Source organism: Saccharothrix luteola (genome assembly GCF_020859565.1).
Lineage (GTDB): Bacteria > Actinomycetota > Actinomycetes > Mycobacteriales > Pseudonocardiaceae > Actinosynnema > Actinosynnema luteola.
The window spans coordinates 13,633-36,511 of the sequence record NZ_JAJHUO010000023.1; the positions used below are offsets into that span (position 1 = coordinate 13,633).

The following is a 22,879-nucleotide window of genomic DNA, read 5'->3' on the forward strand; positions in this document are numbered from 1 at the left end:
TAGTGGGATTGTTCAACAATCCCCTACCGTGTGGGCCACGGCACACCCTCACGGCTGCGAGGTGACCCTCATGAGCACCACGGACGTAGACACCACCAAGGACGGCCCGTTCGCCTGGTTCCACACCCTGGGCCGCAACGGCAAGCGGGCGTTCGTCGGCGCGTTCGGCGGCTTCGGCCTGGACGCCTACGACTTCCAGGTCCTGCCCCTGAGCCTGTTCGCCATCACCGCCTACTTCGGCCTCACCACGGGCGAAGCGGGCCTGCTCAACACCGTCACCCTGGTCGTCTCCGCCCTCGGTGGCGCGATCGCGGGCATCCTCGCGGACCGCATCGGCCGCGTCCGCACCCTGATGATCACGGTCATCACCTACGCCGTCTTCACGGTCCTGTGCGGCTTCGCCACCAGCTACGAGATGCTGATGGTGTTCCGCGCCCTGCAGGGCCTCGGCTTCGGCGGCGAGTGGGCGGCGGGCGCGATCCTCGTCGCCGAGTACTGCAAGCCGCAGTACCGGGGCCGGACGGTGGCGTTCATCCAGAGCTCGTGGGCCGTCGGCTGGGGCCTGAGCGTCATCGTCTACACCGCCGTGTTCAGCTTCCTGCCGCAGGACGTGGCCTGGCGGGTGCTGTTCTGGACCGGCGCGATCCCCGCGATCCTGGTGTTCTACGTCCGCCGCAACGTCAAGGACGCGCCCAAGGCCGAGCAGGCGCTCAAGACCAGCCCCGCCAAGGGCAGCTTCAAGGCCGTCTTCCAGGGCAAGCTCGGCCGCACCACCGTGTTCGCCGCGATCCTCGCCACCGGCGTCCAAGGCGGCTACTACACGCTGGCGAGCTGGGTGCCGACGTTCCTCAAGACCGAACGCGGCCTCAGCGTGGTCGGCACCGGCGGGTACCTGGCGCTGCTCATCAGCGGCGCGTTCGCGGGCTACATCACCGGCGGCTACCTGACCGACCTGCTGGGCCGCAAGCGGACGTTCACCCTGTTCGCCGTGCTCAGCGCGATCCTCATCGTGCTGTTCACGAACATCCCGCCGGGCGCGAACGGCCTGATCCTGCTGGTCACGTTCCCGCTCGGGTTCACCACGTCGGCGATCTTCAGCGGCTTCGGCTCGTTCCTCGCCGAGCTGTACCCGACCGAGCTGCGCGGCACCGGCCAGGGCTTCACCTACAACTTCGGCCGCGCGGTCGGCGCGTTCTTCCCCGCCCTGGTGGGCTTCCTGGCGCAGGGCATGGGCGTCGGCGGCGCGATGGTCTTCGGCGCGATCGCCTACGGCATCGCCGTCCTCGCCCTGCTCGGCCTCCCCGAGACGAAAGGGGTCGAACTGCGATGACGATGACACCGGAACAGGTGCGCCGGGAGCACCAAGGGCCGACGGCCGGGCTCGCGGACGGCTACGCGCAGGCCAACCTCATCGCGGTCCCGGAGGACTGGGCCTACGACGTGCTGCTGTTCACCCAGCGCAACCCCCGGCCGTGCCCGGTCCTCGACGTCACCGACCCGGGCAGCACCACGACGTTCCTCGCGGGCAACGCCGACCTGATGCGCGACGTGCCCCGCTACCGGATCTGGGAGCACGGCGACCTGGTCGACGAGCCCACCGACGCCTCCGGCTACTGGCGCGACGACCTGGTCGCCTTCCTCATCGGGTGCAGCTTCACGTTCGAGTCCGCGCTCAAGCAGGCCGACGTCCCGCTGCGGCACGTCGAGCAGCGGCGCAACGTGCCGATGTACGTGACCGACCGCGAGTGCCGCCCGGCGGGCCGCCTGCACGGGCCGACGGTGGTCTCGATGCGCTACATCCCCGCCGACCTGGTCGACACCGCGAAGCGGGTCACCGCCCGGATGCCCGCCGTCCACGGCGCGCCGGTGCACGTGGGCGATCCGGGTGCGCTCGGCATCGACGACCTGGACCAACCGGACTTCGGCGACCGCACCGCGCCGCACGAGGGCGACGTGCCGGTGTTCTGGGCGTGCGGCGTGACGCCGCAGGCGGCCGTGATGGCGTCGAAACCGCCGTTCGCGATCACCCACGCGCCGGGGCACATGTTCGTCACCGACGTGCCCGACCTGGCCTACCAGCTCTGACCGGCGCTACCCCAGCCGACGGCCGAGGTCGTCCAGACCGTTCCACGCGGCCAGGCAGCCGTACGCCAGCGCCGTGCCCAAGGGCCACGCCAGCAAGCCCCACCACGTCTCCAGCACCGGGGCCAGGGCGATCACGTCACCCACCGCGGGCGCGGCGTCGACGGCGTACCGGCTGCCCGCCGAGCCGATCCCGGTCAGCTGCGCCAGGTAGGCCGCCACGGCCGCGCCGAGCGTGGCGGCGAGCATCACCACCGGACCGCGGCGCTCCCGCAGCAGCCACACCGCGATGCCCGTGACGAGCCCGGCGCCCAGCCCGATCAGCACGAACAGCATCAGCCCGTCGAGCCGGTGGTAGCTCTCGCCGGTCACCGGGATCAGCGAGCCGTCCTGCTGCGCTACCACGTTCTGCGGCGGCGCGAGCCTCGCCCACAGCCACCCCGCGGGCAGCCCGAACAGCGAGATCACGGACAGCACGGAGAACGAGGGCAGCAGGTCGCGCTTCACCACGACCCGCGGCCGTCGCACCACGTAGTAGTACTCGAACGCCGGCGCGGGTGGCACCCGAACGGGCGTCGCCCGCTCGTCCACCGGTTGCTCCGCCACCCGACGACCTCCCTGCACCCGTGACCAGATGCAGGGCAGGTTACCGCGCGGAGGTGATCTCGCCGTGACGGCTGCACGTGGCCGTCCACCCGGCGGGTGTCACCTGCACGACCATCCGGCGCGCGCACTCCGCGCAGAACCGCGGCGGATCGATCACGCCCAGCCGCGACGCGCATGCGGAGTGGTCGGCCTCCGCGCTCGCCTTGCCGCAAAAACCGCAGTACGCCACCGCACCCAGCCCACTCGTCACAGGGTCTTGCTCAGTTCCTTGATCGGCATGGACAGCTCGGTCAGCATGTCGAGGTCCTGCTGAGCGGGCCTGCCGAGGTTGGTCAGGTAGTTGCCGACGATGATGGCGTTGACGCCGCCGAGCATGCCCTGCTTGGCGCCGAGGTCGCCGAAGGTCAGCTCACGGCCGCCGGCGAAGCGCAGGATCGTGCGCGGCAGGGCGAGCCGGAACGCGCCCACGGTCCGCAGCGCCTCGGGGCCCTCGACCACCGGGTAGTTCTCGTACGGGGTGCCCGGGTTGGGGATCAGGAAGTTCAGCGGCACCTCGTCGGGCTCCAGCTCCGCCAGCTGCACGGCGAACTCCGCGCGCTGCGCGAGCGTCTCCCCCATGCCGATGATGCCGCCGCAGCAGACCTCCATGCCCGCCGTGCGGATCATCTTCAGCGTGTCCCAGCGCTCCTCCCACGAGTGCGTGGTGACCACGTTCGGGAAGTGCGAGCGGGCGGTCTCCAGGTTGTGGTTGTAGCGGTGGACGCCCATGTCCACCAGCTCGTCCACCTGCTCCTGGGTGAGCATGCCGAGCGAGCACGCGATCTGGATGTCGTTGCCGTCCTCGCGGATGGCCTTGATGCCGTCGCGCACCTGCGACAGCAGCCGCTTGTCCGGCCCGCGCACGGCGGCGACGATGCAGAACTCGGACGCGCCGGTCTCCGCGGTCTGCCGGGCCGCCCGGACGAGGCCGGGGATGTCCAGCCACGCCGACCGCACCGGTGAGGGGAACTGGCCGGACTGCGAGCAGAAGTGGCAGTCCTCGGGGCAGCCGCCGGTCTTGAGCGACACGATGCCCTCGACCTCGACCTCCGGGCCGCACCAGCGCATCCGCACCTCGTGCGCCAGCTCCAGCAGCTCCGGGATGCGCTCGTCGGGCAGTCGGAGGACTTCGAGCACCTGCTCCTCGGTCAGCCCGACACCCCGCTGAAGCACCTGCTCGCGGGCAACGCCGAGGACATCGACCTGTTCAGGGGCTGCGGTCACGACTTCTCCTCTGCATCCGGCGGTGGTCCGCCGTGCAGTCTGCCGCACGGGACCCGGCCCGCCCCAGCGACGTGCGTCACTGGTTCGTTCCACACGGGCGGACCGTCAGCAGGTGTGCGGCGCGGCGAACTTCTCCGGGTCGAACGTACCGCCGAACCACGGCGACAGGCCTTCCCTCGCCCGGTCCGCGAACTCGGACCGCCCCAGCGCCGCCATGCCGTCGGGCAGCACGCCGAGCAGCGGCGCGCCCGCCGCCTCGGGCAGGTCGACCAGGTTGGTGCGGGTGGCCAGGTCGGGCACGGCCGGCCAGCGGCCCACCACCACGCCGACCGACTCCAGGCCGCGGCGCAGCAGGGCCTCGGCGGTCAGCGCGGTCATGTTCAACGTGCCCAGGCCCGCGTGCGCCACGATGAGCACCGGCGCGTTGAGCGCCCACGCCGCGTCGGCGATGGTCGAGCCCGCGTCGTCGAACCGGACCAGCAGCCCGCCCGCGCCCTCCACCAGCACGAGGTCGTGCGTCTCGTCCAGCGCCACGGCCGCCGAGGCGACCTCGCTGGGGTGCAGCGTGGGCCGCCCGGAGCGGCGCGCGGCCGTGGCCGGAGCCAGTGGTTCCGGGTATCGGCGCAGTTCACGGGTGGTGACGGAACCGGCGAGGCGGGCCACCTCGGCGAGGTCGCCCGGCTCGCCGTCGGCGATGCCGGTCTGCGCGGGCTTGAGCACGGCGACCCGTCGACCGTCGGCCGCGGCCAGGGCCGCCAAGGCGGCGACGACCACGGTCTTGCCGACCTCGGTGCCCGTGCCGGTGATCACGAGGACGCTCACGGCGACTCACCCTAGGCCTATACGGAGCGTTGCGGTCCTCCGCGTTCTACAGTCACCGCTATGAGTGAGATCGTTCTCTACGGGGCGAACTGGTGCGGCGACTGCCGGCGGGCCAAGGCATGGCTGCGGGAGCACGAAGTGCCGTTCACCGACATCGACGTCGAGCAGGACGACGCGGCCCGCGACCGCGCGATCGAACTCGCGGGCGGGCGCAAGAACATCCCGGTCATCGCGCTCCCGGACGGGCGCGTCCTGGTGGAGCCGACGAACACCGAGCTGGCCGAGGCCGTGCAGGGACAGGCCTGAGTGGGCCGGAAGAAGCGAAGACAGGGCCGCGACGGCGCGGACGTCAGCACGCGGAGGCGCCCGCGCGACCCCCGGCCCAAGCCGAAGCCACCCCACTGGTTGGACGAGCTGGGCGGGTGGGGGTGGACCGGGCTCGTCGTGGGTGTCGTGATCGGTGTGATCGGCGCGCACTACGCGTTGTGGCACTGGGTGATCCCACCGGTCGGGGTGGTGGTGGGCCCGATCCCCGTGGTGTCGACCGTGGTGGGCTGGTTGTTCGGGGGCGGCGCGTGGGTCGCGCTCGGCGTGGCCGTGCTGAACGAGAAGACCGCGGGGAAGGTCGCGGGACTGCGCCTCGTGCGGCTCGCGATCGTCTGGATGTGCGTGGCCGTCCTGTGCCTGCCTGTCGGGTGGGCTGAGGACGTCCTCCTCCCGACGGACTACTGGGCGGGCGTGTTCGCGGGCGCCTGGGGCCTGGTGGGCTCACTGGTGGTGTTCCCGGTGATGGCGCTCGTCCTGTACCCGTTGTCGCGGGTGGTGAAGCCGTTGCGCGACAAGGCCGACCAGACCATCGGGTGGGCGTCGATCGGCTACGGCGTGCTGCTGCTGGTCTGGGGCTCAACGCTGCTGCGCATGTGACGCCTCGGCCGCGGCGACGACGGCGGCGGCGATCGTCGCCACGTCGTCGTCCGTGCTGATGAACGGCGGCATGGTGTAGATCAGGTCGCGGAACGGCCGCAACCACACGCCGTGGTCGACGGCCGCGGCGGTGGCGGCGGCCACGTCCACCGGGTGGTCCAGCTGCACGACGCCGATCGCGCCGAGCACCCGCACGTCACCGGGCGCGTCCGCGAGGCCCGACCGCAGGCCGGCCTCGATCCGCCGCACCGACGACCGCCAGTCCTGCGCCAGCAGCAGGTCGGTCGACGCCAGCGCCACCGCCGAGGCGAGCGGGTTGCCCATGAAGGTCGGCCCGTGCGCGAGCACCGGCACCTCACCCCGGGAGATGCCGTCCGCGACCCGTGACGTGCACAGGGTCGCGGCCATCGACAGGTAGCCGCCGGTCAGCGCCTTGCCGAGGCACATGATGTCCGGGCTGATCCCGGCGTGGTCGGCGGCGAACAGCTCGCCGGTGCGGCCGAAGCCGGTGGCGATCTCGTCGAAGATCAACAGCACGTCGTGCGCCAGCGTCAGCTCGCGCAGCACGTGCAGGTAGCGCGGGTCGTGGAACCGCATCCCGCCCGCGCCCTGCACCACCGGCTCCACGATGACCGCGGCCAGCTCACCGGCGTGCGCCTCGATCAGGTCCGCCAGCTCCTGCACGTACGCGGTCTCGAGGTCGCTCGGCGGCGCGGACGCGAACACCTGCTCCGGCAGCACGCCCCGCCACAGCGAGTGCATCCCGCCCTCCGGGTCGCACACCGCCATCGGCTGGAACGTGTCGCCGTGGTATCCGCCGCGCCACGTCAGCAGCCGCCGCTTCTCGGGCCGGCCCCGCGAGCGCCAGTGCTGCAACGCCATCTTGATCGCGACCTCGACCGACACCGACCCCGAGTCGCACAGGAACACGTGCTGCAACGGCTCGGGCGTGATCTCCACCAGCCGTGCCGCCAGCGCCACCGCGGGCTCGTGGGTCAGGCCGCCGAACATCACGTGGCTCATCCGGCCGAGCTGGTCGCGCACGGCCGCGTCGAGCACGGGGTGCCGGTAGCCGTGGATCGCCGCCCACCACGACGACATGCCGTCGACCAGCTCGCGCCCGTCGTCCAGCCGGAGCCGGACACCCTCGGCCGAGGAGACCACCAGCGGCTCGTGGGTGCCCGGCATCGGGCCGTACGGGTGCCAGACGTGCGCCTGGTCCAGCTTCAGCAGCTCATCGCGCTCCACGAGGGGTCAGGCTAACCGGCAGCGACTGGAGCCCTCGGATGAGCGTCCCCGGCCGCCACTTCATCGCGTCCGGGTCCGCGGCGAGGGCGACCTCGAACCGGTCCAGCAGCGTCCCGATCGCGATCTCGCCCTCCATCCGGGCCAGCGGCGCGCCCAGGCAGTAGTGGACGCCGTGGCCGAACGCCAGGTGCCCGGTGGCCTGCCGGGTGATGTCGAGCCGGTCGGGGTCCGGGAACCGGGAGGCGTCGCGGTTGCCGCCGGACAGCGACACCACCACCACGCTGTCCTTCGGGATGACCACGTCACCCAGTTCCACGTCCTCGTTGGTGTAGCGGAACGTGGCCTGGTTGACCGGGCTCTCGAAGCGCAGGAACTCCTCCACCGCGCCGGGCAGCAACGAGCGGTCGGCGCGCAGCTTGTCCAGCTGCTCCGGGTTGCGCAGCAGGTGGTACACGCCGTTGGCGATCAGGTTGACCGTCGTCTCGTGCCCGGCGACCAGGAGCAGGAACGCCATGGCGATCAGCTCCATCGGGTCGAGCCGGTCGCCGTCCTCGTCGGCCTGCACGAGCGCCGAGAAGAAGTCGTCACCCGGCGCGGTCCGCTTGTGCTCGACCAGCTTCGCCAGGTAGCCCGCCATCTGGGCGCCCGCCTGCTTCAGCTCCTCCGGCTCACCGTTGCCGGCGACCAGCACGTTGGACCACACGCGGAACTCGTCGCGCTCGTCCATCGGCACGTCGAGCATCTCGCAGATCACCGTGATGGGCAGCGGGAACGCCAGCGCGTCCACCAGGTCGACGTCGCCCTGCTCCCCCGCCTCGTCCAGCAGCCGGTCGGTGATCTCCTGGATGCGCGGCCTCAACTGCTCGACCCGCCGGGCGGTGAACGCCTTGGTGACCAGCTTGCGCAGCCGGGTGTGGTGCGGCGGGTCCATGTTCAGCATGTGCTGCACCAGGGACTCGTCGAACGCGGGCGCGTCACCGCCGTCGACCCGGTTGCGCTCCATGACCTCCGGGAAGCGCTCGAAGTGCTTGCTGAACCGCGGGTCGGCCAGCGCCGACCGCGCCTCCTCGTACCGGGTGACCAGCCACGCCTTCGTGCCTCGCGGCAGCACGATCTCCGACGCCGCCGCCTGCTCGCGCAGCCGGGCGTGGTAGGCGTGCGGATCGGCGAAGTAGTCCTCGCCGAGCACGTCGAGACCGGCGATCTTCTCCCCCACAGGGATCCCCCTCCTCGTTTGAGTTAACCCTGTTCACTCAAACGATCCGAGGCTTCCTCTTGTCCCCGATTGCGGAGTTAATCACCCGATCAGCCCAAGCACCCCGGTCCGAGCAGAGCCTTCAAATCCCCCATAAGGGACGGGGTGGGCGTAACCCGGAGGGCGTCGTCCAGCTTCAGCAACGTGTTGCGGCTGCTGTTGATGACCAGGTTCAGGTGCACCTCGGTGGTGCCGGGGTGCGCGGAGAGGACTTCCTTCAGCGACGTCACCAGCTTCGGGTCGCAGCGCGACGCCGCCACCTTCAGCTTGAGCGCCTGCGCGCCCAGCTCCGACAGGTCCGGCACGACCAGGTCGTTGGCGATCAGCGAGATCCGGTCCTCCCGCTTGGCCACCCGCGCCTTGACCAGCACGATCGCGTCCTCGGCCACCGACATGCCGTGCACCATGTAGCTCTTGGGGAAGAACAGCACCTCGATGCCGCCGGCGAGGTCTTCGAGCATCGCCGACGCCCACGGCTCGCCGTTCTTGTTCACCCGGCGGGTGACCGTCGCGAGGATGCCGCCCAGCGTGACCTGCGTGCCGTCCGGCACGTCGCCTTCCAGGATGCGCGGGATCGTGGTGTCGGAGTAGGAGCTGAGCACCTGCTCCACACCGTTGAGCGGGTGACCGGACACGTACAGGCCCAGCATCTCCCGCTCCAGCGTGAGCTGGTGCTTGGACTCCCAGTGCTCGTCGGGGATCTTGACGTCGAACACGCTCGCGCCGTCGTCGCCACCGCCGTCGCCGAACAGGTCGAACTGGCCGCGCGCCTCTTCCTTCTTGGTCAGCATGATCGCGTCGACCGCCTCGACGTGCACCATGTGCAGGCCCTTGCGCGGGTGGCCGAGCGAGTCGAACGCGCCCGCCTTGATCAGCGATTCGACGACCTTCTTGTTGCACGCCTGCACGTCGACCTTGCGCAGGAAGTCGGAGAAGTCGCCGAACTTCCCCTTCTCCTTGCGGGTCTTGATGATGGCGTCGACCACGTTCGCGCCGACGTTGCGGATCGCGCCCAGGCCGAACCGGATGTCGTTGCCGACCGCGACGAACTCGCGCTCGGACTCGTTGACGTCCGGCGGCAGCACGGTGATGCCCATCCGCCGGCACTCGGCCAGGTAGATGGCCGACTTGTCCTTGTTGTCCGAGTTCGTGGTGAGCAGCGCGGCCATGTACTCGCCGGGGTAGTTGGCCTTGAGGTACGCCGTCCAGTACGCGATCAGGCCGTACGCGGCGGAGTGCGCCTTGTTGAACGCGTAGTCCGCGAACGGGACCAGGATGTCCCACAGCGTCTTGATCGCCTCGGGCGAGTAGCCGTTGGCGATCATGCCCGCCTCGAAGCCCTCGTACTCCTTGTCGAGGATCTCCTTCTTCTTCTTGCCCATCGCGCGGCGGAGCAGGTCCGCTTGGGCCAGCGAGTAGCCCGCCACCTTCCGCGCGATCGCCATGACCTGCTCCTGGTACACGATCAGGCCGTACGTCGTGTCCAGGATCTCGGCCAGCGGCTCGCGCAGCTCCTCGTGGATCGGCACGATCTCCTGCTGCTTGTTCTTGCGCAGCGCGTAGTTCGTGTGCGAGTTCGCGCCCATCGGGCCCGGCCGGTACAGCGCGATGACGGCCGAGACGTCCTCGAAGTTGTCGGGCCGCATCAGGCGCAGCAGGTCGCGCAGGGCGCCACCGTCGAGCTGGAACACGCCCAGGGTGTCGCCGCGGCCCAGCAGCTCGTAGGTCTTGCGGTCGTCCAGGGGGACGGTCGAGATGTCGACGTCGCCCTTGCCGTTGAGCGCGATGTTCTTCAGCGCGTCGTCGATCGTGGTCAGGTTGCTCAGGCCGAGGAAGTCCATCTTCAGCAGGCCGAGCGTCTCGCACGTCGGGTAGTCGAACTGGGTGATGATCGACCCGTCCTGCGGGCGCATCCAGACCGGGATGTGGTCGGTCAGCGGCTCCGCGGACATGATCACCGCGCAGGCGTGCACGCCCGCGTTGCGGATCAGGCCCTCCAGCCCGCGGCCGGTGTCGATGATCTCCTTGACCTGCGGGTCGGTCTCGTACAGCGCGCGCACCTCGGCGGCCTCGGAGTACCGCTTGTGCGACGGGTCGAAGACGCCGGCCAGCGGGATGTCCTTGCCCATCACGGCGGGCGGCATGGCCTTGGAGATGCGGTCGGCCACCGCGTAGCCCGGCTGCCCGTACAGCACGCGGGCGGAGTCCTTGATCGCCGCCTTCGCCTTGATCGTGCCGAACGTGATCACCTGGGCGACCTTGTCGACGCCCCACTTCTCGGTGACGTACCGGATCACGTCGCCGCGCCGGCGCTCGTCGAAGTCGATGTCGATGTCGGGCGGGCTGACGCGGTCGGGGTTGAGGAACCGCTCGAAGATCAGGCCGTGCGCCAGCGGGTCGAGGTCGGTGATGCCCATCGCGTACGCGATCAGCGCGCCCGCGGCGGAACCGCGGCCGGGACCGACGCGGATGCCGTTGGCCTTGGCCCAGTTGATGAAGTCGGCGACCACCAGGAAGTACGACGGGAAGCCCATCTGCAGGATCACGTCGATCTCGAACTCGACCTGCTTGCGGTGGACCTCGTCGACGCCGTCCGGGAACCGGCGGCGCATGCCCTCCCAGACCTCGTCGCGGAAGTAGTCCGCCTCGGTCTTGCCCTCGGGGGTCGGGTAGCGCGGCATCAGGTTCTGGAAGGCGAACATGCCGGTGGTGTCGACCTTCTCGGCCACCAGCAGGGTGTTGCGGCACCCCTCCTGCCAGGCGTCGGAGGAGTCGATCGCGCGCATCTCGTCCGGCGACTTCAGGTGGTAGCCCGTGCCGTCGAACTTGAACCGGTTCGGGTCCGCGAGCGTCTTGCCGGTCTGCACGCACAGCAGCGCCGCGTGCGCGTCGCGGTCCTCGGAGTAGGTGTAGTGCGAGTCGTTGGTCACCACGAACGGGATGCTGAGCTTCTTGGCGATGTCCAGCAGCCCGCCCCGGACCCGGCTCTCGATCTCGATGCCGTGGTCCATCAGCTCGACGAAGAAGTTGTCCGCGCCGTAGATGTCGCGCCACTTCGCGGCGGCCTCCAGGGCCTCCTTCTCGTGGCCGAGGCGGAGCCTGGTCTGCACCTCGCCGGACGGGCAGCCGGTCGTCGCCATCAGCCCCGCCGAGTGCTCGGCGATCAGCTCGACGTCCATCCGGGGCCACTTGCCCAGCTGACCCTCGGTGGAGGCGCGGCTGGACATCTTCATGAGGTTGTGCAGGCCCTCGTTGTTGCGGGCCCAGATCGTCTGGTGCGTGTACGCGCCGCTCGCGGAGACGTCGTCGGCCTTCTGCCCGGGGTCGCCCCACAGCACGCGCTTCTTGTTGAAGCGGGACTCCGGCGCCAGGTACGCCTCGATGCCGACCACCGGCTTGATGCCGGCGGCGGTCGCCTGCTTGTAGAAGTCGTAGGCGCCGTACATGTTGCCGTGGTCGGTGATCGCGGCGGCGGGCATGCCCATCCGCTCGCACTCGGCGAACATGTCCTTCAGCTTCGCCGCGCCGTCGAGCATCGAGTACTCGGTGTGCACGTGGAGGTGCACAAACGAGTCGGACACCCAAACCCCCCTGAAGATCGCAGCGGGCCCGGGACGAAGCGCGGGCGAGACGTCGGCGAGCCTATCCCGAAAACTCTCCGTGGTCGGGAGAAGGGGTCTGCGTGTCGCCCGGGGCGATGGCGCGAAGATCTCCCCAGGCGGGTAGCGTTCGAGGTGTGGTAGCGCCGGACCCCGTCGACGCCCGTCTCCTGGCCATGATCGCCGAGATGGGCCGTGCCGCCGTGCACGAGGTGGCCGCACGGCTGGGCATGGACCCCCGGGAGGCCGCCACCCGGCTGATCACGTTGTCCGGCAGCGGTTTGCCGCTGCTCGTCGGCGTGGAGTGCGACCCGAACGGCATCCGCAAGGCGCTGGCCAACAGCGTGGCGTGGGGCAACTACTCGGGGCCCGGCGGCCAGGCCGCCCGCGGCACGCCGAGCGGACCGTACCCGCCCGTGCCGGGCACGGTGCACGGCACGCCGTCCGGCTCCTACCCCGGCTACCCCGGCCCGCAGGGGCCGCCGAGCACGCCGTTCCCGGCGCAGCCGCAGACCGGTCCGCAGCCCGTGGCGTCCGGTCCGGTGCGGGTGCCCGAGCCGGTCAGCACGTGGGGCGTGCCGGGCACGTCCGGCTGGGCGCGCGGCGACCAGGCACCCGCGCCCCGCGCGCGCACCGGCAAGATCGGCAGCACGTTGGAGACCGAGGGCCTGGAGGGCGCCCGGTTCACCATCCAGCTGGTCGAGGTGGTCGACCCGGCGGACTTCCTGTTCACCGCGGCCGGGTACAAGCTGGCCGCCGGCGAGCGCGCCGTGGTCGTGCACACGGAGCTGGCGAACATCGGCCAGGTGCCGTTCAACGCCCTGCCCGACATGTACCTGGTGCTGATGACCAACAAGGGCGAGACGGTCGGCAAGGCGCCGGTGTCGCTGTCGTCCCGGCCGCCGCACAAGATCGGCGTGCAGCCGGGCGAGACGGCCGGCGGGCACACCGTCTACGTGCTGCCCGAGGACACCGTGATCTTCTCGGTGCGCTGGAGCTCCCGCCCCGAGACGGACCTGAACACCCTGGTCTGGACCATCGACGACTGAGGGTCGTCACTCCCGGAGGATCGCGGCCACCGCGTCGACCACGACCCGGCGGCGGCGGTCCCGGGTGATCCCGGCGGCGTGCGCGGCCATCTCCGGCGTCATCGAACCCCACAGCGCGGCGGTGTGCACGACCACCGCCAGCAGCTCCACGGGCGTGAAGCGGGTCGGGAGCACGCCCTCGTCCTGCGCCTTCGCGATCGCCGCGAGCTTGTCGTTCGTGCTCGCCACCACCACCTCGACCGCCGCGTAGCCGGCGCCCTCCAGGCGGTACCACTTGGCGAGCCGCTCCTTGACCGGGTGGTCGGCGAAGCGGTCGAACAGCCGGCCCGCGTACTCCGGCAGGTTCGCCGGGTCGATCGGCGCCTCGCGCAGCGTGTCCCGCGCGAGCTCGCTCAGCACCGCGTCGAACAGGCCGTCCTTGTTGGTGAAGTAGTGGTAGATCTGCGCTTTGTTGCTCTTCGCCGCCGCCGCGATCCGGTCGACGCGGGCGCCCGCGATCCCGTGCTCGGCGAACTCCTCGGCCGCCGCGTCCAGCAGCCGTCGCCGGGTCGCCTCCGCGTCACCAACCATGCCGGACACGGTACCTGACTAACCGTCTAGTTGACAGCTCCGCCCCGGAGTGCTTACCTGGAGGAGCAGCTAACCAACTAGTCAGTTAGGAATCGCCATGAGCAAGGTCTTCCTCGTCACGGGCAGTTCGCGGGGCCTCGGCCGCCAGATCGCCGAGAAGGTGTTGGCCGCCGGCCACTCGCTGGTCGCGACCGCGCGTCGGCCGGAGCAGCTGGCCGACCTGGTCGAGCGGCACGGCGACCGGGTGCGCGCGGTGGCGCTGGACGTCACCGATCCGGCAGCCGCACGGGCCGCCGTCGACATCGCGGTCGCGGCGTTCGGCCGGCTCGACGTGGTGGTCAACAACGCCGGTTACGCCAACTCGGGCTCGGTCGAGGACACGCCGGCCGAGGACTTCCGCGCGCAGGTGGACGCCAACCTGTTCGGCGTCGTCAACGTCACCAAGGCGGCGTTGCCCGTGCTGCGCGAACAGGGCGCGGGCCACGTCATCCAGGTCTCGTCGGTCGGCGGCCGGGTGACCACGCCGGGCCTGTCCGCCTACCAGGCGGCCAAGTTCGCGGTCGGCGGCTTCTCGGAGGTGCTCGCGAAGGAGGTCGCGCCGCTGGGCGTCAAGGTGACCGTGCTGGAGCCGGGCGGCATGCGGACCGACTGGGCGGGCTCGTCCATGGAGGTCCACCCGGTCTCGCCCGCCTACGCGCCGACGGTCGGCGCCGTGAACGAGCTGCGGACCACGCTCATGGCCCGGGCGGCGAGCGACCCGGCGAAGGTCGCGGACGTCGTCCTGCGGGTCGCCGACCTGGACGAGCCGCCGGTCCGGCTGCTGCTGGGCAGCGACGCGGTCCGGTTCGCCGCGCAGGTCGAGCAGGCCCGCGCCGAGTCGGACGCGAAGTGGAGCGAGCTGTCGCTGTCCACCGACTACGCCGACCTCACCGAGGCCAACACCGACCCGCTCGCCACGCTGCGGGGCTGAGGGCGGTTCACGGGTGGCGGGCGCCGGGCGTTCGCGGGCCGTGGGCGCCCGGGGCGTTCGCCGGTCAGGCCGGGGAGGCCGCCGGTTCGGTGTCCCTGGTGATGCCGATGTCACCCTTGGTCATGGTGGCGAACAGGACCACGGCCAGGATCGTCGCGCCCGCCATCACGGTCACCATCGGCAGCACGCTCGCCGAACCGCCCGCGCCGACCAGCGGCGCCATCAGGCCACCGACCATGAACGTCGTCACGCCCAGCACGGCCGACGCGCTGCCCGCCGCCTCTGGGTGCCGCGCCATCGCCAGCGCACCGGCGTTCGGCATGAGCAGGCCGACGCTCATCGTGAGCACGAACAGCGGTGGCAGGAACGTCGCCAACCCACCGCCGACGAGCCCGCCGACCAGCAACCCGACCCCACCGGTCGCCGCACCCGCCAGCCCGATCTTGAGCAGCGGACGCGGCATGATCCGGCCCGTCAGCCTGGTGTTGAGCAGGCCGGCCAGGACGATCGCCACCGAGTTCGCGCCGAACACCAGGCTGAACTGCTGCGGGCTCAACCCGTACACGCCCTGGAGCACGAACGACGCCCCCGCGACGTAGCCGAACAGCGAGCCCAGCGCCAGCGCCGACGCCAGCGCGTAGCCGACGAACTTGCGGTCGGCCAGCAGCCCGCCGAACACCTTGATCGTGAGCAGCAGGTTCGCCGGCCGCCTCTTGTTCCGCGGCAACGTCTCCGGCAGGCCGACGGCCAGGGCGATCAGCAGGGCCAACCCGATCAACGCGAGCGCGATGAACGTGCCGCGCCAGCTCGTGAACCTCAGCAGCTGACCGCCCAGCACGGGAGCCACCACCGGCCCCAGGCTGTTGACCAGCATCATCAACGACATGAACCGCGCCATCGCGAGACCCTCGAACCGGTCGCGCGCCACCGCCATCGCGACCACGAACCCGGCCGCCACGCCGAGCCCTTGCAGCAGCCGCAGGCCGGAGAGCGCGAGCGCGCTGGGCGCCACGGCGCAGAACAGCGAGATCACGACGTAGCTGCCGATCCCGACCAGCAGCGGGCGCCGCCTGCCCCACGAGTCCGACAGCGGGCCCACGAACAACTGCCCTACCGACAGGCCGATGATGAACGTGGTCAGCGACAGCTGGATCTGCGACTCGGTCGAGCCGAACTCCGCGGCGATGCCCGGGAACGCGGGCAGGTAGGTGTCGATCGAGAGCGGTCCGAGCAGGCACAGGGTGCCCAGCAACGCCACCAGTCGGGACCTGTTGTCCATCGCCAACCCCCACACGCTCGTCTGGCAAAAGCTTCGCAAGCCAAACGATCCGGGGAAAGCGATATGTCCGAGGTCACGCGCGGGGCGCAAGTGTTTCGCCCCGATGGCTCAATAACCTTCTGCGCGCAGGAATTCCAGCGCGGCGGCGAGGTCGTCGGGGTACTCGCTGGTGAACGACACCCACTGGTTGTCGGCCGGGTGGTGGAAGCCGAGCGTCCGCGCGTGCAGCCACTGCCGCGTGACGCCGAGGCGCTTGGCCAGCACGGGGTCCGCGCCGTAGGTGATGTCGCCGACGCACGGGTGCCGCAACGCGGAGAAGTGCACGCGGATCTGGTGCGTGCGGCCGGTTTCCAGGTGCACGTCGAGCAGTGACGCGGCGCGGAACGCCTCCACCACCTCGTAGTGCGTGATGCTCGGCTTGCCGTTGGCCATCACGGCGAACTTGTAGTCGTGCTTGGGGTGCCGGTCGATCGGCGCGTCGATGGTGCCCTTGATCGGGTCCGGGTGGCCCTGCACGAGCGCGTGGTAGAGCTTGTCGACCGTGCGCTCCTTGAACGCGTGCTTCAACGCCGAGTAGGCGTGCTCGCTCTTGGCCACGACCATGACGCCGGTCGTGCCGACGTCCAACCGGTGCACGACGCCCTGGCGCTCGGCGGCGCCCGACGTGGAGATCCGGATGCCCGCCGCGGCCAAGCCGCCGACCACGGTCGGACCGGTCCAGCCGGGGCTGGGGTGCACGGCCACGCCGACCGGCTTGTCGACCACGATCACGTCGTCGTCCTCGTGCAGGACCACCAGGCCCTCCACGGGCACGGCCTGCACCTGCACGGGGCGTTCGGGCTCGGGGAGGGTGACCTCCAGCACGGAGCCCGCGACCAGGCGGTCCGACTTGCCGGCGGGCTGCCCGTCGAGCACGACGTCACCCGATTCCGTCAACGCCGCCACCACGGTCCGGGACAGGCCGAGGAGCTTGGCCAGACCGGCGTCGACCCGCATCCCGTCCAAACCGTCCGGAACGGGAAGGGACCGATAATCGCCGCTCATGCGCCCGCCTTCTTCTCGCTGGACTTCTTCTCCACGCGGGTGCCGTCGTAGTCGCGCTGGAGCAACGCCATCAGCACGATCACGCCACCGCCCACGCAGATGGCGGAGTCCGCCAGGTTGAACACGGGGAAGAAGTTGCCCCACGGGTCGAGCACCGAGATGAAGTCGACCACGCCGCCGCGCAGCGGGCCGGGGCCGCGGAAGATCCGGTCGACCAGGTTGCCCATCGCGCCGCCCAGGACCAGGCCGAGGCCGATGGCCCAGCCGACCGACCGCAACCGGCGCGCGATCCACAGGATGAACACCACCACGCCGGACGCGATCAGGGCGAGGATCACCGTCCAGCCCTCGGCCAGGCCGAACGCGGCGCCGGTGTTGCGGATCAGCGGCAGGTAGAGCAGGCCGCCGAACAGCTCGATCGGCTCGCGCCCCTCCAGGTTCTCCACCGCGATGATCTTGGTGACCAGGTCGAGCGCCAACACGAGCGGCGCGATGACGGCCAGCAGCAGGACCCGTCGCTTGGGCAGCGGTGCGTCCGGCTGGTCCGGCGTGTCCGGCTCGGTGTTGGGATCGGTGCTCACCGGGCCATTGTCCAGTATCGGGGTCAACGCAGGAACGGCGGGAGCGCGCGCTGGTCGTCCAGCGGTGCCCAACGGCCGTCCCGGACCTCGTACTCCCACCGCGAGCCCTCGACCACGAGCGCGCGCAACGCGGCCACGAACCGGTCCACGTGCTCCTCGGTGGTGCCCAGCCCGATCGACGCACGCAGCGCACGTTCGCCGTGGGCGAGCCGGTGCACGGCCACGTGCGCGCAGAACGCGCCGTCACGCACGCCGATGCCGTGCTCGGCGGACAGCGCGGCGGCCAGGTAGCCGGCGTCCTGACCGCCGACGGTGAAGCTCACCACACCCACCCGGTCCTGGTCCGAGCCGAACAGCGTCAGCTCGTGCACACCGGGAACGGTCTTCAGGCCCGCGCGCAGCCGCGCCAGCAGCACGCGCTCGTGCTCGGTGGTCTGCTCCCAGTGCCTGCCCAGCACGTCGCACGCCACGGCCAGCGCGTGCACCCCCACCACGTTCGGCGTGCCCGCCTCGTGCCGCTCGGGCACCGCCGACCAGGCCACGCCCAGCCGGTCGCCGTGGTCGGTGACGCGGGCCGTCGCACCGCCGCCCACCAGGTACGGCTCGGCGGCCTGCAACCAGTCCGACCGGCCGACCAGCACACCCGCGCCGAACGGGGCGTAGACCTTGTGCCCCGACAGCACGGTGTAGTCGACGTCCAGCGCGCGCACGTCCACCGGCCGGTGCGGCGCGAGCTGGGCGGCGTCCAGGGCGATCCGGGCGCCGTGCCTGCGGGCCACCCTGGCCAGCTCGGCCACCGGCCAGATCTCGCCGGTCACGTTGGACGCGCCCGTCACCACGACCAGCCGCGGGCCGACCGGCGCCTCGCGCAGCGCCCGGTCCAGCTCGAGCACGGCGCGCGCGGGCGAGTCGGGCGTGCGCAGGCGGCGCACGTTCGGGCCGCGCCAGGGCAGCAGCGCGGCGTGGTGCTCGGTGTCGAACAGGATCACGGCGGTGTGCCTGGGCAGGCTCCTGGCCAGCAGGTTCAGCGCGTCGGTGGTGTTGCGGGCGAACACGACGGCGTCGCTGTCGCGGGCGTTGAGGAACCGCCGGACCGACGAGCGGGCCTGCTCGTAGACCTTGGTGCTGACCTGCGAGGCGAAGCCCGCGCCCCGGTGCACGCTGGCGTACCAGGGCAGCACCTCGTCCACGGCGTCGCGGACCTGCTCCAGGCACGGCGCGCTGGCCGCGTGGTCGAGGTTGGCGTACTCGACGCGCTCGCCGGTGACCAGCGGCACGCGCAGCGACGCGCCGACGACACGGGGCAGTGCGGCGACGGTGGTGAGGGGAACTGCGATCGTCATGACGCCCTCCGGGGGTCCGGGGACACCCCACCTGAGAGGGAGCCCGCGCTTGCCGGGCGCCCTGCGCGCCAGGCCAGGTCCTCACCAGGGGCACCCCACCGCGGTAGGAGGGTTGCCGGCCAGCAAGCCTGGGCTTAGCGCTGGCACTCATGACCTTCGGCTCGAAGTTAACCCGGCCCGCGCGTCCCCGTCGAGGGGCGTTCACATCCTGGGAGCGCCACGGCGGGGCCGAGCGGGCGCGTCACGGCAGGCCGACGTCGCCCTTCCAGCGCGCGAACCGACCCGCCCGGTCGACGGCGCGGATGCGGTGCTCGGTCGCCGTGCGCATGGCCTCGGTGCACACCACCAGCAGCTGGTCGTGCTCCTGCAAGCGGGTGGTCGGCTGCGGCGTGAAGCCGTTCGCGTCCCGCACCACGAGGCTCACCGACGAGCCCGGCGGCAGCCGCAGCTCGGACAGGTACACGCCGTGCAGCTTGGAGCCGGGCTGGATGCGGACCTGGAGCAGCTCCGCGCCGAGGTCGTCCAACGCCGACGAGTCGACCTGCACCTCGTGCGCCTCGCCGGACTTGACCAGCCCCAGCCACTTGGCCAGCCACGGCAGGGTCGTGCCCTGCACCAAGGTCAGCACCACGACCAGCACGAACACCGCGTCCACGAGCTGCTGCGCCCCGCGCACGCCCTGGATCAGCGGGATCAGGGCGAACACGATCGGCACGGCGCCGCGCAGCCCGGACCACGAGACGAACACCTGTTCCCGCCACGGCACGCGGAACGGCAGCGCGGCGAACAGCACCGACAGCGGCCGGGCCAGCAGCACCAGCACCGCGCCCGCCACCAGCGCGGGCACCAGCGCGTCGAGCAGCCGGCCGGGCGAGGCGTACAGGCCGAGCAGCACGAACAGCCCGATCTGCGCGATCCAGCCCAGCCCTTCGGCGAACGACAGGGTGTCCGCCCGGTGCGGCAGGCGGGCGTTGCCGAGCACGAGGGCGGCGGTGTAGACGGCCAGGAAGCCGGACGCGTGCGCGAGGTCTCCGACGGTGTAGGCGAGCAGGCAGACCGCGACCGTGGCCAGCGGGTACAGGCCGGTGGCGGGCAGCGCGGCGCGGCGCAGCCCGATCCCGCCGAGCCAGCCGAGCACGATCCCGATCACCCCGCCCGCGATCAGCTCGTAGCCCATCAGCAGCGGCGCGGTCCACGTGATCGGGTCGGGCGAGGCGAGCAGCACCACGGCGATGTAGACCGGCGCGTCGTTGATGCCGGACTCCAGCTCCAGCGCGCCGATGAGCCGCTTGCCGACGCCCACCCCGCGCAACACGCTGAACACGGCCGCGGCGTCGGTGGACGACAGCACCGCGCCCCACAGCAGCGCCGTGCGCCAGTCCATGTCCAGCAGGAAGTGCAGCGCGAACCCGGTGACCGCGATGCTCACGCCGACGGCGACCGTCGACAGCGTGATGCCGAGGCCGAGCGCGGGCTTCACCGCGCTCCACCGGGTGGTGAGACCGCCCTCGGTGAGGATCAGCACGAGCGCGACCGTGCCGAGGGAGCGGGTCAGGTCGGCGTCCTCGAACTGGATGCCCACCACGGCTTCGCCGAGCAGCACCCCGATGCCGAGGTAGAGCAGGAGGGACGGCAGACCGAGCCGGATCGACACCCTGACCGCGATCACGGAGAGCAGCAGGACCGCGGCGGCAATGCCCAAGTAGCCCGTCACATCGCCCACTCGACCTCCACGCCGCCGCTCCGTCACCCGACAGGGTCATTCTCCCTGGTGATACCGAAATGGACGAATCCGGCACCGCACGCAGCGTCACCAGCCGAACGTCGCTAGCGCGAACCATGCAGAACCGTGCATGTTCGACGACAGGGTCCGCCGCCCCCGGTCACCTCCACGTCCCCGTACCTCCCTGCTGGAGTCACCGTGAAGCTGCGAACGATCTCCATCGCGCTGGTCACCACCGGCGCGCTCCTCGGCTCAGGCGCAGGCCCTGCCACCGCCGCGCCGCCCACCGCACTGGCCGGGCCGAACATCCCGGTCTCCGCCGTGCAGGCCGACCTGGCCCAGCTCCAGAGCATCGCCACCGCGAACGGCGGCAACCGGGCGCACGGCCGTCCCGGTTACCTGGCCTCGGTGAACTGGGTGAAGTCCAAGTTGGACGCCGCCGGGTTCACCACCAGGGTGCAGTCGTTCACCAGCAACGGCGCCACCGGCTACAACCTGATCGCCGACTGGCCCGGCGGCGACCTGAACAACGTGGTCATGCTCGGCGGCCACCTCGACAGCGTGTCGGCGGGCCCGGGCATCAACGACAACGGCACCGGTTCGGCCGGGCTGCTGGAGGTCGCGCTGGCCGTGCGGTCCAGCGGCTTCCAGCCGACCAAGCACCTGCGCTTCGCCTGGTGGGGCGCGGAGGAGCTGGGCCTGATCGGCTCGACGTACTACGTGAACTCGCTGTCCACGACGGACCGCTCGCGGATCGACGCGTACCTCAACTTCGACATGATCGGCTCGCCGAACCCGGGTTACTTCGTCTACAGCGCGTCCGGTCAGCCGTCGGGCTCCCTGCTGCTCCAGCAGGCGCTCCAGGGCTACTTCAGCTCGATCGGCGTGCCGACCGAGCTGACCAGCGTGGGCGGGCGGTCCGACCACGCGGCGTTCGCGCGGGCGGGCATCCCGGTCGGCGGCACGTTCACCGGCGCCGAGGGCATCAAGACCTCCGCCCAGGCGCAGAAGTGGGGCGGCTCGGCCGGTGTCGCGTACGACCGCTGCTACCACCGCTCGTGCGACACCTCGTCGAACGTGAACGCGACCGCGCTCGACCGCAACACCGACGCCATCGCGCACGCCCTGTGGACGCTGGCGGCCTAGCCGTCCAGCAGCCGCGCCAGCACCTCGGCGACGCCGGCCGGGGCGGGGTCGACCCGCACGACCTTGTCCCGGCCGCGCTCGCCCGCGACCACCTCGACGTCCTGCTTGCGCACGCCGAACGCCCTGGCCAGCGCCTTGCGGACGGCTTCGTTCGCCTTGCCCTCCACGGCGGGCGCGGCGACCGCGACGACCAGCGCGCCGTCACCCCACCGGCCGCCGACGGCCTCGCGCTTCGCGCCCGGCTTGACCCTGATCGCGAACCGGAAGGCGTCAGCCACGGCACAGCACCAGGGTCAGCGTCTCCTCCAACAAGGCCCGCCGCGCCGTGACCAGGTGCGGGGTGGACGACAGCAGCTGGGCCTGCCCCAGGTAGACCGAGTAGGCGAGCACGGCCCGCCGGCGCGCGACGTCGGCGGCGAAGCCCAGTTCGGCGAACAGCTCCTCCATGTAGCCGATGCGGCGCTCCGTGACGCGGCCGAGCACCGGCGCCACCGCCGGGTCGTCCTTGGCCGCGAGCATGGCCAGCTCGACCGCGCTGTGCTCGACGTCCTCCAGCACGGTGGAGAACAGCAGCCGCAGCCTCTCCAACGGCCCCGACGCCGACTCCACGAGCTCGATCACGGCCTCGGTGTGCGCGCGTTCCCAGCGTTCGAGGGTGGCCTTGAGCAGGGCTTCCCGGTTGGGGAAGTGCCAGTAGGCGCTGCCCTTGGTCGCACCCATGCGCGCCGCGAGCGGTTCCACCGCCACGGCCGCGACCCCACCCTCGACCAGCGCTTGCAGGGCCACCCGGGTCCAGTCGTCGCGCGTCCGCCGTGCCATGACTCCGTACGCTACCGTATGGACAAACCATACGGTTCCGTACGGAGGTGGGGTCGTGATGATCGAGAACGTGCACACCCGGTTGTTCCCCGACAGCGCGGGGCTGGTCGACCGGGTCGTCGAGCTGTGGCCGTCCGACCGGTGGCCGCCCCTGGTGCTGGACCGGCCGCTCGGCGTCGGCGCGGACGGCGGGCACGCGTTCGTGCGCTACCGCTGCACCGCCCACGTGCCAGGTCAGCGCGCCGAGTTCGCCTTCGACCCGCGCATCGGCATGATCGGCGGGCACGTCCTGGAAGCGGTCCCGGGAGGGTTGCGGCACACTCTCACCGGTCGGCCGCGCGGCCTGATGCGGCTGGCCTGGCCGCTGGCCGTGCGGTGGTTGCACGACGCCCTGATCGAGGACCTGTTCGACGACGCCGCCCGCGCCGCCGGCCACCCGCCCGTGCGGCCGGCCAAGTGGTCGGCCTGGGTCCGGTTGCTGCGCGCGGTCGGGAAGAGGGCGGCCCGGCAGCCCGCTTGACCGGATTTCCTCCACAACCCCCGGTCTCGTCCGTCT

The 22,879-nt window shown here is 71.3% G+C and carries 23 protein-coding genes and 1 riboswitch; of the genes, 8 read left to right on the forward strand and 15 right to left on the reverse strand.

All coding sequences use genetic code 11. The features are described from left to right. The first annotated feature begins 70 nt into the window (after positions 1-70). Positions 71-1,330 carry an MFS transporter gene (locus tag LNK82_RS29690; protein WP_230570184.1) on the forward strand — a complete coding sequence of 420 codons (1,260 nt, stop codon included), beginning with the start codon at positions 71-73 and terminating at the stop codon, positions 1,328-1,330. Between the two features lie 2 nt (positions 1,331-1,332). After that, positions 1,333-2,085, forward strand: a complete 753-nt coding sequence (locus LNK82_RS29695) for a putative hydro-lyase (protein WP_230570347.1) — start codon at positions 1,333-1,335, stop codon at positions 2,083-2,085. 6 nt (positions 2,086-2,091) lie between these two features. Here the strand turns inward: LNK82_RS29695 and LNK82_RS29700 are convergent, their stop codons facing one another. The 4 genes from LNK82_RS29700 to bioD form a co-directional block, all read right to left on the reverse strand. Further along, on the reverse strand, positions 2,092-2,688 hold the full coding sequence (locus LNK82_RS29700) for a DUF2567 domain-containing protein (protein WP_230570185.1): 597 nt from the start codon (positions 2,686-2,688) through the stop codon (positions 2,092-2,094). 40 nt (positions 2,689-2,728) lie between these two features. Then, positions 2,729-2,938: a biotin synthase auxiliary protein BsaP gene (bsaP, locus tag LNK82_RS29705; protein ID WP_230570186.1), complete on the reverse strand. Its 210-nt coding sequence runs from the start codon at positions 2,936-2,938 to the stop codon at positions 2,729-2,731. Then, the gene (bioB, locus tag LNK82_RS29710; RefSeq protein WP_230570187.1) at positions 2,935-3,951 is read right to left on the reverse strand and encodes a biotin synthase BioB; all 1,017 of its coding nucleotides are present in this window, start codon (positions 3,949-3,951) and stop codon (positions 2,935-2,937) included. The genes bsaP and bioB overlap by 4 nt, the downstream gene beginning before the upstream one ends. 105 nt (positions 3,952-4,056) lie before the next feature. Then, positions 4,057-4,773, reverse strand: a complete 717-nt coding sequence (gene bioD, locus LNK82_RS29715; RefSeq protein WP_230570188.1) for a dethiobiotin synthase — start codon at positions 4,771-4,773, stop codon at positions 4,057-4,059. 60 nt (positions 4,774-4,833) lie between these two features. Between bioD and LNK82_RS29720 the strand changes: the two genes are divergently transcribed. Together LNK82_RS29720 and LNK82_RS29725 are read left to right on the forward strand one after the other, a co-directional pair. Then, positions 4,834-5,079: a glutaredoxin family protein gene (locus LNK82_RS29720; RefSeq protein WP_230570189.1), complete on the forward strand. Its 246-nt coding sequence runs from the start codon at positions 4,834-4,836 to the stop codon at positions 5,077-5,079. Then, on the forward strand, positions 5,080-5,697 hold the full coding sequence (locus tag LNK82_RS29725) for a hypothetical protein (protein ID WP_230570190.1): 618 nt from the start codon (positions 5,080-5,082) through the stop codon (positions 5,695-5,697). Here LNK82_RS29725 and LNK82_RS29730 read toward each other — a convergent pair. The 3 genes from LNK82_RS29730 to dnaE form a co-directional block, all read right to left on the reverse strand. Further along, a complete protein-coding gene (locus LNK82_RS29730) occupies positions 5,677-6,945 on the reverse strand; it encodes an adenosylmethionine--8-amino-7-oxononanoate transaminase (RefSeq protein WP_230570191.1) in 1,269 nt (422 codons plus the stop codon). The genes LNK82_RS29725 and LNK82_RS29730 overlap by 21 nt on opposite strands. Beyond that, positions 6,932-8,161 (reverse strand): cytochrome P450 family protein, encoded by a 1,230-nt coding sequence (locus LNK82_RS29735; protein WP_230570192.1) that lies wholly within the window; start codon positions 8,159-8,161, stop codon positions 6,932-6,934. The genes LNK82_RS29730 and LNK82_RS29735 overlap by 14 nt, the downstream gene beginning before the upstream one ends. Before the next feature lie 89 nt (positions 8,162-8,250). Then, positions 8,251-11,781 carry a DNA polymerase III subunit alpha gene (dnaE, locus tag LNK82_RS29740; protein ID WP_230570193.1) on the reverse strand — a complete coding sequence of 1,177 codons (3,531 nt, stop codon included), beginning with the start codon at positions 11,779-11,781 and terminating at the stop codon, positions 8,251-8,253. Between the two features lie 155 nt (positions 11,782-11,936). On the opposite strand from dnaE, the gene LNK82_RS29745 reads away from it, so the two are divergent. Further along, positions 11,937-12,848 carry an AsnC family protein gene (locus tag LNK82_RS29745; protein WP_230570194.1) on the forward strand — a complete coding sequence of 304 codons (912 nt, stop codon included), beginning with the start codon at positions 11,937-11,939 and terminating at the stop codon, positions 12,846-12,848. A gap of 6 nt (positions 12,849-12,854) precedes the next feature. Here LNK82_RS29745 and LNK82_RS29750 read toward each other — a convergent pair whose 3' ends face one another. Then, positions 12,855-13,418, reverse strand: a complete 564-nt coding sequence (locus LNK82_RS29750; protein WP_230570195.1) for a TetR family transcriptional regulator — start codon at positions 13,416-13,418, stop codon at positions 12,855-12,857. Between the two features lie 97 nt (positions 13,419-13,515). On the opposite strand from LNK82_RS29750, the gene LNK82_RS29755 reads away from it, so the two are divergent. Further along, complete coding sequence (locus LNK82_RS29755; RefSeq protein ID WP_230570196.1) at positions 13,516-14,388, forward strand: oxidoreductase; 873 nt, start codon at positions 13,516-13,518, stop codon at positions 14,386-14,388. Between the two features lie 64 nt (positions 14,389-14,452). On the opposite strand, the gene LNK82_RS29760 is transcribed toward LNK82_RS29755, so the two are convergent. From LNK82_RS29760 to LNK82_RS29780, 5 genes are all read right to left on the reverse strand, one after another. Next, positions 14,453-15,667, reverse strand: coding sequence for a multidrug effflux MFS transporter (locus tag LNK82_RS29760; RefSeq protein WP_230570197.1), 1,215 nt, complete (start codon positions 15,665-15,667; stop codon positions 14,453-14,455). 108 nt (positions 15,668-15,775) lie between these two features. Continuing rightward, positions 15,776-16,711 carry an RluA family pseudouridine synthase gene (locus tag LNK82_RS29765; RefSeq protein ID WP_230570198.1) on the reverse strand — a complete coding sequence of 312 codons (936 nt, stop codon included), beginning with the start codon at positions 16,709-16,711 and terminating at the stop codon, positions 15,776-15,778. Further along, on the reverse strand, positions 16,708-17,292 hold the full coding sequence (gene lspA, locus LNK82_RS29770) for a signal peptidase II (protein ID WP_230570199.1): 585 nt from the start codon (positions 17,290-17,292) through the stop codon (positions 16,708-16,710). Before lspA ends, LNK82_RS29765 begins: the two co-directional genes overlap by 4 nt. Before the next feature lie 23 nt (positions 17,293-17,315). Next, the gene (locus tag LNK82_RS29775) at positions 17,316-18,635 is read right to left on the reverse strand and encodes an aminotransferase class V-fold PLP-dependent enzyme (RefSeq protein ID WP_230570200.1); all 1,320 of its coding nucleotides are present in this window, start codon (positions 18,633-18,635) and stop codon (positions 17,316-17,318) included. 40 nt (positions 18,636-18,675) lie between these two features. Next, a riboswitch (SAM riboswitch) is annotated at positions 18,676-18,790 on the reverse strand. An 86-nt stretch (positions 18,791-18,876) separates the two neighbouring features. Further along, complete coding sequence (locus LNK82_RS29780; protein ID WP_230570201.1) at positions 18,877-20,358, reverse strand: potassium/proton antiporter; 1,482 nt, start codon at positions 20,356-20,358, stop codon at positions 18,877-18,879. A 198-nt stretch (positions 20,359-20,556) separates the two neighbouring features. On the opposite strand from LNK82_RS29780, the gene LNK82_RS29785 reads away from it, so the two are divergent. Next, positions 20,557-21,504 carry a M28 family metallopeptidase gene (locus LNK82_RS29785; protein ID WP_230570202.1) on the forward strand — a complete coding sequence of 316 codons (948 nt, stop codon included), beginning with the start codon at positions 20,557-20,559 and terminating at the stop codon, positions 21,502-21,504. Here the strand turns inward: LNK82_RS29785 and LNK82_RS29790 are convergent. Next, on the reverse strand, positions 21,501-21,782 hold the full coding sequence (locus tag LNK82_RS29790) for a DUF167 domain-containing protein (RefSeq protein WP_230570203.1): 282 nt from the start codon (positions 21,780-21,782) through the stop codon (positions 21,501-21,503). The two genes, LNK82_RS29785 and LNK82_RS29790, sit on opposite strands and share 4 nt — an antisense overlap. Beyond that, entirely contained in the window at positions 21,775-22,323 is a 549-nt protein-coding gene (locus LNK82_RS29795; RefSeq protein WP_230570204.1) for a TetR/AcrR family transcriptional regulator, read from the reverse strand. The genes LNK82_RS29790 and LNK82_RS29795 overlap by 8 nt, the downstream gene beginning before the upstream one ends. 58 nt (positions 22,324-22,381) lie before the next feature. Here LNK82_RS29795 and LNK82_RS29800 point away from each other — a divergent pair, with 58 nt between their 5' ends. After that, positions 22,382-22,843 (forward strand): SRPBCC family protein, encoded by a 462-nt coding sequence (locus LNK82_RS29800; RefSeq protein WP_230570205.1) that lies wholly within the window; start codon positions 22,382-22,384, stop codon positions 22,841-22,843. Positions 22,844-22,879: the final 36 nt, after the last annotated feature.